Origin of the sequence: Pseudomonas sp. B37(2017) (assembly GCF_002112885.1) — a bacterium.
GTDB lineage: Bacteria > Pseudomonadota > Gammaproteobacteria > Pseudomonadales > Pseudomonadaceae > Aquipseudomonas > Aquipseudomonas paraglycinae.
The window spans coordinates 61258-76481 of sequence record NZ_NEIX01000003.1; the positions used below are offsets into that span (position 1 = coordinate 61258).

Genomic DNA, 15224 nt, shown 5'->3' on the forward strand with positions numbered 1-15224 from the left:
TGCGACCTGCCAAAACAGACGGCTCAGAACAGAAAGCTCAGGCCCACGCAAAACAGCAAAGCCGCGAACAGCCGTTTCAGCAACTTCGGCGACAACCTGTGCGCCAGCCGCGCGCCGAGACGGGCGAACACCATGCTGGTCAGGGCAATGCCCAGCAGCGCCGGCAAATACACAAAACCGAGACTATGGGCCGGCAGCAACGGATCATGCCAGCCCAGAATCATGAAACTTATTGCACTGGCGACAGCGATTGGCAGGCCACAGGCTGACGATGTCGCCACCGCCTGCTGCATCGGCACGCTGCGCCAGGTCAGGAATGGCACGGTCAGCGAGCCGCCGCCAATCCCGAAAATCGCCGAGGCCCAGCCGATCAAACTGCCGGCCATGGTCAGACCGAGCTTGCCGGGCACCGTTCGGCTGGCCTTGGGTTTGACGTCCAGCGCCAGCTGCGCCGCGATCACCAGGGCGAACACACCGATGATCTTTTGCAGGTTGGGCCCGGAGATCGCTTCGGCGGTCAGCGCCCCGAAACCGGCGCCGAGCAGGATGCCGACGGTCATCCACTTGAAGATCGGCCAGCGCACGGCGCCGCGTCGATGATGCTCGCGCACCGCATTGACCGAGGTGAAGATGATCGTCGCCAGCGAGGTGCCGACCGCAAGGTGGGTCAGGATCGACGGATCGAAGCCCTGCAAGGTGAAACTGAACACCAGCACCGGGACGATGATGATCCCGCCGCCCACCCCGAACAGCCCGGCCAATACGCCCGCACAGGCGCCCAGCGCCAGATAGAGCAGAAATTCCATGACTGCCTCCCAAGGCGCATCCCCAAAACCGGAGCGGCATGGTAACGGATGGATACCCTTCGGCTCCACTGGCGATGGATGCACGGACGATGTCTGCGTAGAGTGGGCAAAAAACACACAAGGACCACCTTATGTGCCTGATTGTTTTCGCCTGGCGACCGGGGCATGCCCAGCCGCTGATCGTCGCGGCCAACCGTGACGAGTTCTACGCCCGGCCCAGCCTGCCCCTGGCGCAGTGGCCCGAGTCGCCGCATGTTCATGCCGGTCGCGATCTTGAGGCCGGGGGCACCTGGCTCGGTCTTGGTGCCAACGGTCGTTTTGCGGCGCTGACCAACATTCGCGATCCGCATCAGCCGCCGGCGCGACGCTCTCGGGGCGAGCTGGTGGCAGGGTTTCTGACCGGAAACCTGTCGATCGATGACTATTTGTCCGACGTTGTCGCCCGTTCGCCGGACTATGCCGGCTTCAACCTGCTGCTGGGCAATGCCAACGAGCTGTGGCACTTCAATGCGCGGTCTTCGGAACCGGTGATGCTGCAGCCAGGCGTTTATGGATTGTCCAACGCCGGGCTGGACACGCCGTGGCCGAAACTGCTCAAGGCCAAGGCGGCATTGAGTGCGGTGCTGGATGATCCGCAGCCCGACCGGTTGCTGGCCTTATTGAGCGATGCGCAGACGGCGCCGTTTGCTGACCTGCCGGACACCGGCGTGGGGCTGGCGACCGAGTCGTTGTTGTCGAGTGTGTTTATTGCCAGCCAGAGTTACGGGACTCGGGCGAGTACGGCGTTGATTGTGCAGGCGGATGGGACGCGGCGGATGGTGGAGCGTAGTTTCGGGCCGTATGGCGGGCATCTGGGGGAAGTGGAGATCAACCTATGAAGATCGCAGCCCAAAGGCTGCGATCTTGTCTTTTTATAGCGGTTTGACCGCCGCCGGATTGACCATCTTCGCCAACCCGAGGTTCTTCAACGCCAGTTGCAGCGAGCTGTGGATCACCTGCGGGTTGTCGATGGTCATCAGTTCCGCCAACAGATCCTTGGCCTTGCTCAGGTTGATCTGACGCAGCATCCATTTCACCTTCGGCAGGTTGGTGGCGTTCATCGACAGGCTGTCGAAACCCATCGCCATCAACAGCACCGCCGCCGCCGGGTCACCGGCCATCTCGCCGCAGATGCTCACCGGCTTGCCTTCGGCATGGGCGTCGCGCACTACGGTTTGCAGGGCTTGCAGCACCGCCGGGTGCAGGTAGTCGTAGAGATCGGCCACCCGTGGGTTGTTGCGGTCCACCGCCAGCAGGTACTGGGTCAGGTCGTTGGAGCCGACCGACAGGAAGTCCACCATCCGCGCCAGCTCTTTGGTCTGGTAAACCGCCGCAGGAATTTCGATCATCACGCCCACCGGCGGCATCGGCACGTCGGTGCCTTCGTCGCGCACTTCGCCCCAGGCCCGGTGGATCAGGTGCAGCGCCTCTTCGAGCTCGTGGATGCCGGAGATCATCGGCAGCAGGATCCGCAGGTTGTTCAGGCCTTCGCTGGCCTTGAGCATCGCGCGGGTCTGCACCAGGAAGATTTCCGGGTGGTCGAGGGTGACGCGGATCCCGCGCCAGCCGAGGAACGGGTTGTCTTCCTTGATCGGGAAGTACGACAGCGACTTGTCGCCGCCGATGTCCAGGCTGCGCATGGTCACCGGTTGCGGATGGAACGCGGCAAGCTGCTCGCGGTAGATCGCCAGTTGTTCCTTCTCGCTCGGGAAACGCTGGTTGATCATGAACGGCACTTCGGTACGGTACAGACCGACGCCTTCGGCGCCGCGCTTCTGCGCCCGCGCCACATCCGCCAGCAGGCCGGTGTTGACCCAAAGCGGCATGCGGTGACCATCGAGGGTCACGCACGGCAGGTCGCGCAGGGAGTCGAGACCCAGCGCCAGTTGTTTCTCTTCTTCCACCACCTCGGCGAACTGCTTGATCAGCACTTCGCTCGGGTTGGTGTAGATTTCGCCCTTGAGTCCGTCGACGATCATCGGAATGCCGTCGACCTTGGCGTATGGCAAGTCGACTACACCCATCACCGTCGGGATACCCATGGCCCGGGCCAGGATCGCGACGTGGGAGTTACCCGAACCGAGCACCGATACCAGACCGACCAGCGTGCCTTCCGGCACCTCGCCGAGCATCGCCGGCGTCAGTTCTTCGCTGACCAGAATGGTCTTTTCCGGGTAGACCAGATTCTGCTGACGCTCTTCCTGCAGGTAGGCGAGCAGACGGCGGCCCAGGTCCTTGACGTCCGACGCCCGCTCACGCAGGTATTCGTCGTCCATCAAATCGAAACGGTTGACGTGATCGGTCACGACCTGACGCAACGCGCCCTGGGCCCACTGCCCGGTCTTGATCACGTTGGTGATTTCGCTGCCCAGCGAGGCATCGTCGAGCATCATCAGGTAGACGTCGAACAGCGCGCGTTCTTCCGGACGCAGCTGGGTCGCCAGCTTGGCCGACAACGCACGCATGTCGGCGCGCACGCCTTCGATGGCGGTCTTGAACAGCGCCAGTTCAGCGTCGATGTCGGTGATGGTCTTGTCCGGCACCACGTCCAGATCCGCCGGCGGCAGCATGACCACCGCGGTACCGACCGCCGCGCCCGGCGAACCCGGTACGCCGACGAACTTGGCTTCCTGGATGCCCTTGCCCTGACGGCCCAGACCACGGATCGAGCCTGTGGCCTCGGCGTGGGCGATTACGCCCGCGAGCTGCGCGCTCATGGTCACGAGGAAGGCTTCTTCACCTTCATCGAACTGGCGGCGTTCTTTCTGCTGGATGACCAACACGCCGACGACGCGGCGGTGGTGAATGATCGGCGCCCCGAGGAACGAGGCGTAGCGCTCCTCGCCGGTTTCGGCGAAGTAGCGGTAGCGCGGGTGATCCGCGGCGTTTTCGAGGTTCAGGGGTTCTTCACGCGTGCCGACCAGGCCGACCAGACCCTCGTTGGGTGCCATGCTGACCTTGCCGATCGAGCGCTTGTTCAAGCCCTCGGTGGCCATCAGCACGAAGCGGTTGGTCTCTGGATCAAGCAGGTAGACCGAGCAGACCTGGCTGCCCATGGCCTCTTTGACGCGCAACACAATAATCCCCAACGCCGCCTTGAGATCCTTGGCGGAGTTAACTTCCTGGACGATCTTGCGCAGCGTATTGAGCATGGCTCGGGGTCGAACTCCGTCGTCAGTCGCGCGCTAAAAGGCGCGGGGCAAGCTCTTTGAGAGCGCGGCGATACACTTCGCGCTTGAATGTCACCACCTGGCCCAACGGATACCAATAACTGACCCAGCGCCAGCCATCGAACTCCGGTTTACCGGTCAAATCCATCCGCACCCGCTGCTCGTTGGAGATCAGGCGCAGGAGAAACCATTTCTGTTTCTGGCCGATGCACAGCGGTTGGCTGTGGGTTCGCACCAGACGTTGCGGCAAACGATAGCGCAACCAGCCTCGGGTGCAGGCCAGTATTTCAACATCTTCGCGTTCCAGGCCAACTTCTTCGTTCAGCTCGCGGTACAAGGCGTCTTCCGGCGTCTCCTCGGGATTGATTCCCCCTTGCGGAAACTGCCAGGCATCTTGATTGATACGGCGAGCCCATAGCACCTGGCCGGCGTCATTCGTCAGAATGATCCCGACATTAGGGCGGAAACCATCGGGGTCGATCACGGCAACAACCTCGCAAACGCATGTCGCCGCATTGTTCCACAAAGGTTGTGAAGGCGGCAACGAAGGTTCCGAGCTTATGTGCACTCTTGTGAAAAGACCGTATTCTTGTGGCCTTTTTACTGACTTTTCAGCGGGTAACTGCAATGCGCCTGGCTTTATTCGATTTGGACAACACCCTTCTGGGCGGCGACAGCGATCACGCCTGGGGCGATTATCTGTGCGAACGCGGCTTCCTCGACCCGGTCGCCTACAAGGCGCGCAACGACGAGTTCTATCAGGATTACCTGGCCGGCAAACTGGATAACGCGGCCTACCTGAACTTCTGCCTGGAAATCCTCGGTCGCACCGAAATGGCCGTGCTTGAGCAGTGGCACAACGATTACATGCGCGACTGCATCGAGCCGATCATGCTGCCGAAGGCGCTTGAGTTGCTGAAAAAGCACCGCGATGCCGGCGACAAACTGGTGATCATCACCGCCACCAACCGCTTCGTCACCGCGCCGATTGCCGTGCGCCTGGGCGTTGAAACCCTGATCGCTACCGAGTGCGAGATGCAGGACGGCCGCTACACCGGGCGCAGCACCGATGTGCCGTGCTTCCGCGAAGGCAAGGTGACACGCCTGAACCGCTGGCTGGAAGAAACCGGGCATTCGCTGGAAGGCAGCTATTTCTACAGCGACTCGATGAATGACCTGCCGCTGCTGGAGCAGGTGGCGAATCCGGTGGCAGTTGATCCGGATCCGAACCTGCGGGCCGAGGCTGAGAAGCGTGGCTGGCCGGTGATTTCGCTGCGCGACTGAGACCGCAGCAGGCGCCAGGCCTTAAACCGGCTTGGCGCCCATCAACCCGGCAATCGCGATAAAGCAGACCAATCCGAACAACGCCAGCCCCAGACTGAACCGGTCCACGCCGCCCGGCGCCTTGCGCAACCGGTTCATGCGCACCAGCAGCCAGAACCACGCCAGCGCCGCCACCGTGTAGAGCACGCTCGACGCCAGAATCCACGTCTGCCCCAGCGGCCAGCCCACCAGATGCACCATCCACCAGCCGGTGAACGGCATGCTTACCAGCGCCAGCACGATCAACAGCCAGACAAACAGCCATGGCCGCTGCAACGTACGGCTGCCCGCCGTCGCGTCACCCTTGCGCCGTGCGCGCCAGACCCAGATTCCCAGGCCCAGCGCACCGAGCAACAGCACCGCAGTCGCCAGCATGTGCGCCGCTTTCAGGGCGGTTAACGTTTCCATGATCCGATTTCCTTATGGCCTGCCCATCAGCGTAGCCGTTCAGCCAAGAAACAGCTGATAGGCCGGGTTGTCGCTTTCGTCCCAGTACGGGTAGCCGATTTCCTCAAGGGCTGCGGGCACCAGATGACGCTCGTCGTGGGGCACTTGCAGGCCCGCCACGACACGGCCGTCCGCCGCACCGTGGTTGCGATAGTGGAACATCGAGATGTTCCAGCGCCCGCCGAGTTTGTTGAGGAAGTTGAACAGCGCGCCCGGACGCTCCGGGAACTCGAAGCGCAGCACCACTTCATCGACCACGTGCGCCGCACGACCGCCGACCATGTGACGGATGTGCAGCTTGGCCAGTTCGTTGTCGGTCAGGTCGAGCACCGGGAAACCCTGCTCGGTCAGGCTCGCCAGCAGCGCGCTGCGTGGATCGTTGTCCGGGTGGGTCTGCACGCCGACGAAAATGTGCGCTTCGCTGCCATTGTTGTAGCGGTAGTTGAATTCGGTGATCTGACGCTTGCCGATGGCCTCGCAGAACGCCTTGAAGCTGCCGGCCTTCTCCGGGATGGTCACGGCGATGATCGCTTCGCGGCCTTCACCCAGTTCGGCGCGCTCGGCGACGTGGCGCAGGCGGTCGAAGTTGACGTTGGCCCCGGAATCGATAGCCACGAAGGTCTGGCCGCTGACGCCGCGCTGCTCGACGTACTTCTTGATCCCGGCCACGCCCAGGGCGCCAGCCGGCTCGGTGATCGAACGGGTATCGTCGTAGATGTCCTTGATCGCCGCACAGATCTCGTCGGTGCTGACGGTGATCACTTCGTCGACGTAATCCTTGCAGATGTCAAAGGTGTGCTGGCCGATCTGCGCCACCGCCACGCCGTCGGCGAAGATGCCCACGGCCGGCAGTACCACGCGCTCGCCTGCGGCCATTGCCGCTTGCAAGCAGTTGGAGTCATCGGGCTCGACGCCGATGACCTTGATGTCCGGGCGCAGGTATTTCACGTACGCCGCGATGCCGGCGATCAGACCGCCGCCGCCCACCGGAACGAAGATCGCGTCCAGTGGCTGCGGGTGCTGGCGCAGGATTTCCATCGCCACGGTGCCCTGCCCGGCAATGGTGTGCGGATCGTCGTACGGGTGGATGTAGACGTAGCCTTTTTCATCGACCAGTTTCAGCGAGTAGGCCAGGGCTTCCGGGAAGGAGTCGCCGTGCAGCACCACCTTGCCGCCACGGGAGCGCACGCCTTCGACCTTGATCTCCGGGGTGGTCTTGGGCATCACGATGGTCGCTTTCACGCCCAACACTTTCGCCGCCAGGGCCAGGCCCTGCGCATGGTTGCCCGCCGACGCGGTGACCACGCCGCGAGCGCGCTCTTCGTCGCTCAACTGGGTCAGCTTGTTGTAGGCGCCGCGAATCTTGAACGAGAACACCGGCTGCAAGTCTTCGCGCTTGAGCCAGATGTCGTTGCCCAACCGCTCGGAGAGCTGGCGGGCGTTCTGCAGCGGGGTTTCTACGGCAACGTCATAAACGCGCGAGGTGAGGATCTTCTTGACGTACTGTTCGAGCATCGGAAAGCATCACTGGCGGTTGGGCGGGACCAGCGAGTCTAACCCGGCTTTCGGCCGGACGACCACACGAATGCAGAGGTTTTAGCCCGGCTTGAGGCTATAATGCCGGCCTTTCCGTTCTTACCTTGCCCGCTTCCGGAGCCCGCATGACCCAGGATCAACTCAAACAGGCCGTGGCCCAGGCCGCCGTCGACTTCATCCTTCCGAAACTCGACGACAAGAGCATCGTCGGCGTCGGCACCGGCTCCACCGCCAACTGCTTCATCGACGCCCTGGCCCAGCACAAGGGCGCGTTCGATGGCGCGGTCGCGAGCTCCGAAGCCACCGCCGCGCGCCTCAAGGGCCACGGGATTCCGGTGTACGAGCTGAACACCGTGAGCAACCTGGAGTTCTACGTCGACGGCGCCGATGAAAGCGACGAACACCTGAACCTGATCAAGGGCGGCGGCGCAGCCCTGACCCGCGAGAAGATCGTCGCGGCCGTGGCCCAGACTTTCATCTGCATCGCCGACGCCAGCAAACTGGTGCCGGTGCTCGGCGCGTTCCCGCTGCCGGTGGAAGTGATCCCGATGGCCCGCAGCCATGTGGCCCGCCAACTGGTGAAACTGGGCGGCGACCCGGTCTACCGCGAAGGCGTGCTGACCGACAACGGCAACATCATCCTCGACGTGCACAACCTGCAAATCACCAACCCGGTGGAGCTGGAAGCGCAGATCAACGCGATCGTCGGCGTCGTCACCAACGGTCTGTTCGCGGCGCGTCCGGCGGATCTGCTGTTGCTGGGTACCAGCGAAGGCGTGAAGACCCTCAAAGCTGAATAAACCAGGCTGCCCACATATTTGTGGGCAGATGAAAAACCTGTGGGAGCTAGCTTGCTAGCGATAGCGGTGTGTCAGTCGACATGTTTGGCGACTGACCCTCCCTCATCGCGAGCAGGCTCGCTCCCACAGTGTTTTGTGAAGCGGATTAGTTCTGCGCAGGCTTCCTGAAGACATAAAACAGATTCGGTTCGCTCACCAGATACAGCGTCCCGTCGTCATCCATCGCGATACCTTCCGCCTGCGGCACGGTTTTCTTCAGGCCCTGCCGGCCACCGCTCAACGACAGGGTGCTCAACGGGCGCCCGTCCACATCCAGTTCCAGAATCAGCCGCGACTCGTCGGACAGCGCCAGTAAATAGCCGCTGCGCTCGTCGTATTGCAGGCTCGACAGATCGCGCACGAACATCCCGGCATCGCGCTTGGGGTTATTGATCACGTGTACCGCGTAGGATTTTTCCGGGTTGAAGTGCGGAAAACCGTGCACTTCATAGATCAGCATCGGATCCCGTTCCTTGGCCACGAACAGGCGCTTGCCCACCGAGTCGTAAGCCAGGCCTTCAAAGCCCTTGTTGCCGCTCATGTGCACACCGAGGGTCATTTGCTCGGCGTCCGCTGCATCGAGGAACGTGGTGTCGTGTTCCAGATGGATCTTGATCAGCCGTTGCTGGCGCTCATCGGTGATCACATAGGTGTCGGCGCTGATGAACTCCACCGCCTCCGGATCACCGAAGCCGATCAAGGCGACCCGACGCAGGATCGCGCCGTCCAGCGACAGCTCGATCAGCTCGGCATTCTTGTTGGTGACCGTGAACAGACTCTTGCGCACCGGATCGTAGGTCAGCGCCGAGACATCGTCGTTCAGCCCGTCGATGACTTTTGCCTCGATCTCTACCCGATATTGGTCCAGCCCGATGGCCTCGCTGCTCATCGGCTGCCAGAGCGTATGCAGGTTGAACCAGGCACGCTCGAACAGGCGCATGTATTGGCCGATCGCAATCAGCGCGATCAGGGCAATCACCGAGAGGATGATGAACAGAGGCTTGGGGCGGGCAAGTCGACGCATTCGGGCAGGCTCGGAGTCAAAACAGGCGGATGAAATATCACGCCTGTCTGAACTGAAGCTTAATGGCCACTTGCCTCAGGCCACAACTGCACAGATCTGCAATTGCTGTAGGAGTTGTTACTTCTGCTTTTCGAAGCGGTAGAACAGGTTCGGCTCGCTGACCATGTACAGCGTGCCCGCCTCGTCCATGGTCACGCCTTCGGCGCGGGGAATGGTTTTCTTCAAGCCGTTGAAACCGCCGAGCAGGGTCATGAAGCTGACTTGCTCGCCCTTTTCGTCCAGCTCCAGCAACAGATGCGAATCGGCGGACAACACCAGGGTGTGGCCGGTGCGCGGGTCGATCGCCAGGGCCGAAAGGTTGCGCAGGTCCAGTTCGTCGCTGTCGAGTTTCTGCTTGTCGCCCTTGAGCGTCTGACTGCCGTCGCTTTTCCAGGTGAACAGCGCAGGCGGACGCTCTTCGCCCAGCAGCAGTTGCTGATTGCGGGCGTCCCAGGTGATGGCTTCGAAGGCCTTGTTCTGGTCTTTCGACGGGCCGAGGTCGTATTTCGGGAAATCGTCGCGCTTCAGTTCGCGGGTCTCGGCATCGACCTTGACGATCGAGAGTATGTGCTCGCGCTCGTCGACAATCGCCATCAAGCCATTTTCCATCACCGTCAGGCCTTCTGGATTGCTCCAGCCCACCAGCGGCATCTTGCGCAGCACGTCACCCTGCAGGGTCAGCTCGACCAGGAACGGATTCTTGCCCATCACCGAAAACAGGGTTTTGGTCTGCGGGTTATAGGAGAGGTCCGAAGCTTCGTCCTTTTCCATGCCCGGCAGCAGCTTGGCGTCGATCACCACCCGGTAGTCCGGGAGCCAGACGCTTTCCTGCTGCTCGGCCGTGCTTTCGAAACGCTCCAGCACCCACAGCACACCGCGGTCGTCCCAATGCATGGCAAACGCCAGCCCGTACACAGCCGCGGCTGCCAACAAAAGCCAGGAATACCAACGCAGGGCGAAACGTGAACGGCGGGCGGGTTTGAGCTGAGTTTGAGATGACATCGAAGGACGCGTTCCGAAAATTCAGGCTACGGGTAATAGCACAAAGAGGCCGGCTCAGACGCCAGAATGACCGGAATTATCCGGACAAAATGTGAAAAAAACGGCAAATGGCCGGAATGCCTTATGTGTTTGCGGGCTACAACACAAAAACAAACGTGGGAGCCAGCCTGCTGGCGATGGCGGTGTATCAGTCGAATGAAACATCAACTGACAGTCCGTCATCGCCAGCAGGCTGGCTCCCACAAAGGTATTTCAGAGTTGCAGTCAGCGAACGCTGCTGGTGAAGCGACTGGCGCCCGGCAGCTCCAGCACGATCTCATCGCCAACGTTCAGCGGGCCGACGCCCACCGGCGTGCCGGTCAGGATCACGTCACCGGCCTGCAGCGAGAAGCAGCCGGCCATGTGCTGGATCATCGGCACGATCGGGTTGAGCATTGCGCTGCTGTTGCCGTCCTGGCGCACTTCGCCGTTGATGGTCAGGCGAATGCCGATGTCGGTCAGGTCGGCGAAAGTGCTGCCGACCACAAACGGCGCAATCACCGCCGCGCCATCGAACGACTTGGCGATTTCCCACGGCAGGCCCTTGGACTTGAGCTCGGCCTGCTTGTCGCGCAGGGTCAGGTCCAGCGCCGGGGCGAAACCGGAGATCGCGTCCAGCACTTCTTCGCGGCTCGGTTTGGTCGACAGCGGTTTGCCGATCAACACGGCGATTTCCGCCTCGTAATGCACCGAGCCACGCTCGGTCGGAATGCTGAAACCGCCTTCCAGCGGCACCACGCAACTGCCGGGCTTGATGAACAGCAACGGTTCGGTAGGCACCGGATTGTCCAGTTCCTTGGCGTGTTCGGCGTAGTTACGGCCGATGCACACCACTTTCCCCAGCGGAAAATGAATCCGCGTACCGTCGACATACTGGTGCTGATAGCTCATTACCGACTCCTGCCTTCATTGATTCATCAGGGATTGCCAATCAAACCGCGAAGATCTTGCCCGGGTTCATGATGCCGTTCGGGTCGAACACCGCCTTGACCGCTTTCATGTATTCGATTTCCACCGGCGAGCGGCTGTAGGTCAAGTAGTCGCGCTTGGTCATGCCCACGCCGTGTTCGGCGGAAATCGAACCGTTGTACTTCTCGACGGTTTCGAACACCCACTTGTTGACGGTGGCGCACTTGGCGAAAAACTCGTCCTTGCTCAGGTTGTCCGGCTTGAGGATGTTCAGGTGCAGGTTGCCGTCGCCGATGTGGCCGAACCAGACGATTTCGAAATCCGGATAGTGTTCGCCGACGATCGCGTCGATTTCCTGCAGGAACGCCGGGACTTTCGAGACGGTGACCGAGATGTCGTTCTTGTACGGCGTCCAGTGGGAGATGGTTTCGGAGATGTACTCGCGCAGCTTCCACAGGTTCTGCAACTGGGTTTCGCTCTGGCTCATCACGCCGTCCAGCACCCAGCCCTGCTCCACGCAATGCTCGAAGGTTTCCAGGGCGGTGTTGGCCACTTCTTCGGTGGTCGCCTCGAATTCCAGCAAGGCATAAAACGGGCAATCGGTTTCGAACGGCGCCGGAACATCACCACGGCCCATGACCTTGGCAAGGGCCTTGTCGGAGAAAAATTCGAACGCGGTCAGGTCGAGTCGACCCTGAAAGGCGTGCAGCACCGGCATGATCGAATCGAAATCGGCGGTGCCGAGGACCATCGCAGTCAGGTTTTTTGGTGCACGATCCAGGCGCATGGTGGCCTCGACCACAAAACCGAGAGTGCCTTCAGCGCCGATGAACAGCTGCCGCAGGTCATAACCGGTGGCGTTCTTGATCAGGTCTTTGTTGAGTTCCAGCACATCGCCCTTGCCGGTCACCACTTTCATGCCCGCCACCCAATTGCGGGTCATGCCGTAGCGAATGACCTTGATTCCGCCGGCATTGGTGCCGATGTTGCCGCCAATCTGGCTGGAACCGGCCGAAGCGAAGTCCACCGGGTAGTACAAGTCATGTTCTTCGGCGGCGTTCTGCAATTGCTCGGTGACCACGCCCGGCTGACAGACGGCGGTGCGGTCGGTCAGGTTGATGTCGAGAATCTGATTCATGTAGTCGAACGACACGACCACTTCGCCATTGGCGGCCACGGCCGCGGCGGAAAGACCGGTGCGTCCGCCCGACGGCACCAGCGCCACTTTATGCTCGTTGGCCCAGCGGACGACGGCCTGCACCTGCTCGATGGTCTTGGGGAACACAATGGCGCTGGGCGCCGGAGCGAAGTGCTTGGTCCAGTCCTTGCCGTAAGCGTTCAGGGAGTCGGCATCGGTCAGGACTTTGCCAGGCTCGACCAGGGTCTTCAGTTCATCAATCAGGGCAGGATTGGTCATCGACGGAACTCTCGAACAATTCATGGTCATCCTGAGAACGCTTCACGTCGCAGGAATGAGTGTTTAGCGGGGTGGCTATGCTAGCATACCGACCCCGCAGGCCAGTGCCCAAGGCCGGTTCTGCGGTGACGGCTTTCTTGTCGTCCAGGTCAATGTCTGTTGACCATTTCCTGCCATTTTTCTCCGGGATACAGGTTTACGCAGATGAGCAAGACTTCTCTCGATAAGAGCAAGATCAAGTTCCTTCTTCTCGAAGGCGTCCACCAATCGGCTGTCGACGTCCTCAAGGCGGCGGGCTACACCAGCATCGAATACCTGACAGGCTCCCTGCCGGAAGCCCAGCTCAAGGAAAAGATCGCTGACGCTCACTTCATCGGCATTCGTTCGCGCACCCAGCTGACCGAAGAGATCTTCGATCACGCGAAGAAGCTGGTCGCGGTCGGCTGTTTCTGCATCGGCACCAACCAGGTTGACCTGGAAGCGGCCCGCGAGCGCGGCATCGCCGTGTTCAACGCGCCGTACTCCAACACCCGCTCCGTTGCCGAGCTGGTGCTGGCCGAAGCGATCCTGCTGCTGCGCGGCATCCCTGAGAAAAACGCTTCCTGCCACCGTGGCGGCTGGATCAAGTCCGCAGCCAACTCCTTCGAGATCCGTGGCAAGAAACTGGGCATCGTCGGCTACGGCTCGATCGGTACTCAGCTGTCGGTCCTGGCTGAAGGCCTGGGCATGCAGGTGTTCTTCTACGACACCGTGACCAAGCTGCCACTGGGCAACGCGACCCAGGTCGGCAACCTGCACGAGCTGCTGGGCATGTCCGACATCGTCACCCTGCACGTTCCGGAAACCGCTGCGACCCAGTGGATGATCGGCGAGAAGGAAATCCGCGCCATCAAGAAGGGCGGCATCCTGATCAACGCTGCACGCGGCACCGTGGTCGAACTGGATCACCTGGCCGCTGCGATCAAGGACAAGCACCTGATCGGCGCCGCCATCGACGTGTTCCCGGTCGAGCCGCGCTCCAACGACGAAGAGTTCGAAAGCCCGCTGCGTGGCCTGGACAACGTGATCCTGACCCCGCACATCGGCGGTTCCACCGCTGAAGCGCAGGCCAACATCGGTCTGGAAGTGGCAGAAAAACTGGTCAAGTACAGCGACAACGGTACTTCGGTATCGTCGGTGAACTTCCCGGAAGTGGCCCTGCCGGCTCACCCTGGCAAGCACCGCCTGCTGCACATCCACGAGAACATCCCGGGTGTGATGAGCGAGATCAACAAGGTCTTCGCCGAAAACGGCATCAACATCTCCGGTCAGTTCCTGCAGACCAACGAGAAGGTCGGCTACGTGGTGATCGACGTCGACGCCGAGTACTCGGAGCTGGCGCAAGAGAAGCTGCAACACGTCAACGGCACCATCCGTAGCCGCGTGTTGTTCTGATCAAGCGTTGAGCGACAAAAAAGGGAGCCTTCGGGCTCCCTTTTTCATGCACGCGAAAACGTCATTCGACGTTGACGGTGATCTTCTTCGACACGATCGGCGGATCGAACGCCATGTGGCCGCTGTCACCCAGCTCCAGTTGCAGGGTGTGCTTGCCCGGCGCGAGCTTGATGTCGGCCTGGGTCTGCGCCTTGCCGAAATGCATGTGGTTGGCGTCGGTCGGCACGACGGAGCCGGCCGGAACGATTTCCTTGGCATCGATCAGCAGATGGTGATGACCGGTGTTCTTGGTGACGTCACCGGCCGGTGCCAGCGCGATGTCCTTTACACCGAACTTGACCGTGAAGGTCTGCGGAACCGTGGCTCCGTCCTCGGGAGAAACGATGAACACTTCGGCGCCCTTCGGTGCCGGTGTGGCCGCACTGGCCAGTACCGAAACACCCATCAGCACACCGGCCAACGCTGCACGTGACATAAAGCTTTTCATTTTCTTCTCCAGTTTTTCCGTAAAATCCGCACGGTCATGACAACTTCATGACCATTCGTTGTCGAAGGCACTCGACAACCATAGCAAAGCGAGCCTGGAAAACAGGCCGATATCGATTTCAAAGGAGTGACCATGCGTTTTCTGCCTGGCCTGATCTGCCTGCTTCCCCTTCTGAGCCCTCTGGCTCACGCCGAACTGATTGATGACGTCTACGACCGTGGCGAGTTGCGCATAGCCCTTGAGGCTAATACACCGCCCTTCAATTTCAAGGACGGCGACACGCTCACGGGGTTCGAGGTCGAGCTTGGGCAACTGCTGGCCAACGAACTGGATGTGCGCGCCGACTTCATCGTCACCGACGAAGCCGATCTGCTCCAGGGCGTTGAAAGCGGCAAGTACGACGTCGCGCTCAACCACATAGCACTGACACCCGAGCTCAAGGATCGTTTCGACGTGAGCGAACCTTACACGCAGGTCAATGCGCAATTGCTGGCGAAAAAGGACGAGCAACCTCGGCCGATGGTTCTGGTGCAGGCGCTGACTGAAGAGAAACCGAAGGTCGGGCCGCCGGTGGATCTGGCGATTCCGTTTCAGAAGGGCAACCCGGCGTTTCACGCGAGCCTGGAGAATGCCTTGCAGCGGATCAGGGCGGATGGGCGGCTGGAGGCGTTGTCGAAGAAGTGGTTGAGTGTGCAGGCTACGGAAAACTGAAG

15 protein-coding genes are annotated in these 15224 nt (G+C 61.2%); 5 read left to right on the forward strand and 10 right to left on the reverse strand.

What is annotated here, in order from left to right; all coding sequences use genetic code 11:
- Positions 1 to 23: 23 nt before the first annotated feature.
- Complete coding sequence (locus CAF90_RS09515; RefSeq protein ID WP_085605941.1) at positions 24 to 806, reverse strand: sulfite exporter TauE/SafE family protein; 783 nt, start codon at positions 804 to 806, stop codon at positions 24 to 26.
- Positions 807 to 937: 131 nt separating this feature from the next.
- Here CAF90_RS09515 and CAF90_RS09520 point away from each other — a divergent pair, with 131 nt between their 5' ends.
- Positions 938 to 1684, forward strand: coding sequence for an NRDE family protein (locus tag CAF90_RS09520; protein ID WP_085605943.1), 747 nt, complete (start codon positions 938 to 940; stop codon positions 1682 to 1684).
- Positions 1685 to 1717: 33 nt separating this feature from the next.
- Here CAF90_RS09520 and ptsP read toward each other — a convergent pair whose 3' ends face one another.
- A complete protein-coding gene (gene ptsP, locus CAF90_RS09525) occupies positions 1718 to 3997 on the reverse strand; it encodes a phosphoenolpyruvate--protein phosphotransferase (RefSeq protein WP_007953470.1) in 2280 nt (759 codons plus the stop codon).
- Positions 3998 to 4019: 22 nt separating this feature from the next.
- Positions 4020 to 4499: an RNA pyrophosphohydrolase gene (locus CAF90_RS09530; protein WP_003229203.1), complete on the reverse strand. Its 480-nt coding sequence runs from the start codon at positions 4497 to 4499 to the stop codon at positions 4020 to 4022.
- A 143-nt stretch (positions 4500 to 4642) separates the two neighbouring features.
- Between CAF90_RS09530 and CAF90_RS09535 the strand changes: the two genes are divergently transcribed.
- Entirely contained in the window at positions 4643 to 5299 is a 657-nt protein-coding gene (locus tag CAF90_RS09535; RefSeq protein WP_085605945.1) for an HAD family phosphatase, read from the forward strand.
- A 21-nt stretch (positions 5300 to 5320) separates the two neighbouring features.
- Here the strand turns inward: CAF90_RS09535 and CAF90_RS09540 are convergent, their stop codons facing one another.
- Together CAF90_RS09540 and ilvA are read right to left on the reverse strand one after the other, a co-directional pair.
- Positions 5321 to 5746 (reverse strand): DUF2269 family protein, encoded by a 426-nt coding sequence (locus tag CAF90_RS09540; RefSeq protein WP_085605947.1) that lies wholly within the window; start codon positions 5744 to 5746, stop codon positions 5321 to 5323.
- Positions 5747 to 5785: 39 nt separating this feature from the next.
- Positions 5786 to 7300, reverse strand: coding sequence for a threonine ammonia-lyase, biosynthetic (gene ilvA / locus CAF90_RS09545; protein WP_085605949.1), 1515 nt, complete (start codon positions 7298 to 7300; stop codon positions 5786 to 5788).
- 146 nt (positions 7301 to 7446) lie between these two features.
- Here ilvA and rpiA point away from each other — a divergent pair, with 146 nt between their 5' ends.
- Complete coding sequence (gene rpiA, locus CAF90_RS09550; protein ID WP_007953476.1) at positions 7447 to 8121, forward strand: ribose-5-phosphate isomerase RpiA; 675 nt, start codon at positions 7447 to 7449, stop codon at positions 8119 to 8121.
- Positions 8122 to 8266: 145 nt separating this feature from the next.
- On the opposite strand, the gene CAF90_RS09555 is transcribed toward rpiA, so the two are convergent.
- From CAF90_RS09555 to CAF90_RS09570, 4 genes are all read right to left on the reverse strand, one after another.
- Positions 8267 to 9184 carry an SdiA-regulated domain-containing protein gene (locus CAF90_RS09555; RefSeq protein ID WP_085605951.1) on the reverse strand — a complete coding sequence of 306 codons (918 nt, stop codon included), beginning with the start codon at positions 9182 to 9184 and terminating at the stop codon, positions 8267 to 8269.
- Positions 9185 to 9301: 117 nt separating this feature from the next.
- Complete coding sequence (locus tag CAF90_RS09560; RefSeq protein ID WP_085605953.1) at positions 9302 to 10225, reverse strand: SdiA-regulated domain-containing protein; 924 nt, start codon at positions 10223 to 10225, stop codon at positions 9302 to 9304.
- Positions 10226 to 10489: 264 nt separating this feature from the next.
- Positions 10490 to 11155 carry a fumarylacetoacetate hydrolase family protein gene (locus CAF90_RS09565; RefSeq protein ID WP_007953483.1) on the reverse strand — a complete coding sequence of 222 codons (666 nt, stop codon included), beginning with the start codon at positions 11153 to 11155 and terminating at the stop codon, positions 10490 to 10492.
- Between the two features lie 40 nt (positions 11156 to 11195).
- Positions 11196 to 12590 (reverse strand): FAD-binding oxidoreductase, encoded by a 1395-nt coding sequence (locus tag CAF90_RS09570; protein WP_039765411.1) that lies wholly within the window; start codon positions 12588 to 12590, stop codon positions 11196 to 11198.
- Between the two features lie 204 nt (positions 12591 to 12794).
- Here CAF90_RS09570 and serA point away from each other — a divergent pair, with 204 nt between their 5' ends.
- Positions 12795 to 14024, forward strand: a complete 1230-nt coding sequence (gene serA, locus CAF90_RS09575; protein WP_007953487.1) for a phosphoglycerate dehydrogenase — start codon at positions 12795 to 12797, stop codon at positions 14022 to 14024.
- 61 nt (positions 14025 to 14085) lie between these two features.
- On the opposite strand, the gene CAF90_RS09580 is transcribed toward serA, so the two are convergent.
- A complete protein-coding gene (locus tag CAF90_RS09580; RefSeq protein WP_007953489.1) occupies positions 14086 to 14511 on the reverse strand; it encodes a DUF4399 domain-containing protein in 426 nt (141 codons plus the stop codon).
- A gap of 132 nt (positions 14512 to 14643) precedes the next feature.
- On the opposite strand from CAF90_RS09580, the gene CAF90_RS09585 reads away from it, so the two are divergent.
- Positions 14644 to 15222 (forward strand): transporter substrate-binding domain-containing protein, encoded by a 579-nt coding sequence (locus CAF90_RS09585; protein ID WP_085605955.1) that lies wholly within the window; start codon positions 14644 to 14646, stop codon positions 15220 to 15222.
- Positions 15223 to 15224: the final 2 nt, after the last annotated feature.

What these genes read in the sequence shown, in the direction of transcription:
- CAF90_RS09515 (WP_085605941.1), bottom strand. Translation starts at nt 806, where the DNA reads ATGGAATTTCTGCTCTATCTGGCGCTGGGCGCCTGTGCGGGCGTATTG.
- CAF90_RS09520 (WP_085605943.1), top strand. Translation starts at nt 938, where the DNA reads ATGTGCCTGATTGTTTTCGCCTGGCGACCGGGGCATGCCCAGCCGCTG.
- ptsP (WP_007953470.1), bottom strand. Translation starts at nt 3,997, where the DNA reads ATGCTCAATACGCTGCGCAAGATCGTCCAGGAAGTTAACTCCGCCAAG.
- CAF90_RS09535 (WP_085605945.1), top strand. Translation starts at nt 4,643, where the DNA reads ATGCGCCTGGCTTTATTCGATTTGGACAACACCCTTCTGGGCGGCGAC.
- CAF90_RS09540 (WP_085605947.1), bottom strand. Translation starts at nt 5,746, where the DNA reads ATGGAAACGTTAACCGCCCTGAAAGCGGCGCACATGCTGGCGACTGCG.
- ilvA (WP_085605949.1), bottom strand. Translation starts at nt 7,300, where the DNA reads ATGCTCGAACAGTACGTCAAGAAGATCCTCACCTCGCGCGTTTATGAC.
- rpiA (WP_007953476.1), top strand. Translation starts at nt 7,447, where the DNA reads ATGACCCAGGATCAACTCAAACAGGCCGTGGCCCAGGCCGCCGTCGAC.
- CAF90_RS09555 (WP_085605951.1), bottom strand. Translation starts at nt 9,184, where the DNA reads ATGCGTCGACTTGCCCGCCCCAAGCCTCTGTTCATCATCCTCTCGGTG.
- CAF90_RS09560 (WP_085605953.1), bottom strand. Translation starts at nt 10,225, where the DNA reads ATGTCATCTCAAACTCAGCTCAAACCCGCCCGCCGTTCACGTTTCGCC.
- CAF90_RS09565 (WP_007953483.1), bottom strand. Translation starts at nt 11,155, where the DNA reads ATGAGCTATCAGCACCAGTATGTCGACGGTACGCGGATTCATTTTCCG.
- CAF90_RS09570 (WP_039765411.1), bottom strand. Translation starts at nt 12,590, where the DNA reads ATGACCAATCCTGCCCTGATTGATGAACTGAAGACCCTGGTCGAGCCT.
- serA (WP_007953487.1), top strand. Translation starts at nt 12,795, where the DNA reads ATGAGCAAGACTTCTCTCGATAAGAGCAAGATCAAGTTCCTTCTTCTC.
- CAF90_RS09580 (WP_007953489.1), bottom strand. Translation starts at nt 14,511, where the DNA reads ATGAAAAGCTTTATGTCACGTGCAGCGTTGGCCGGTGTGCTGATGGGT.
- CAF90_RS09585 (WP_085605955.1), top strand. Translation starts at nt 14,644, where the DNA reads ATGCGTTTTCTGCCTGGCCTGATCTGCCTGCTTCCCCTTCTGAGCCCT.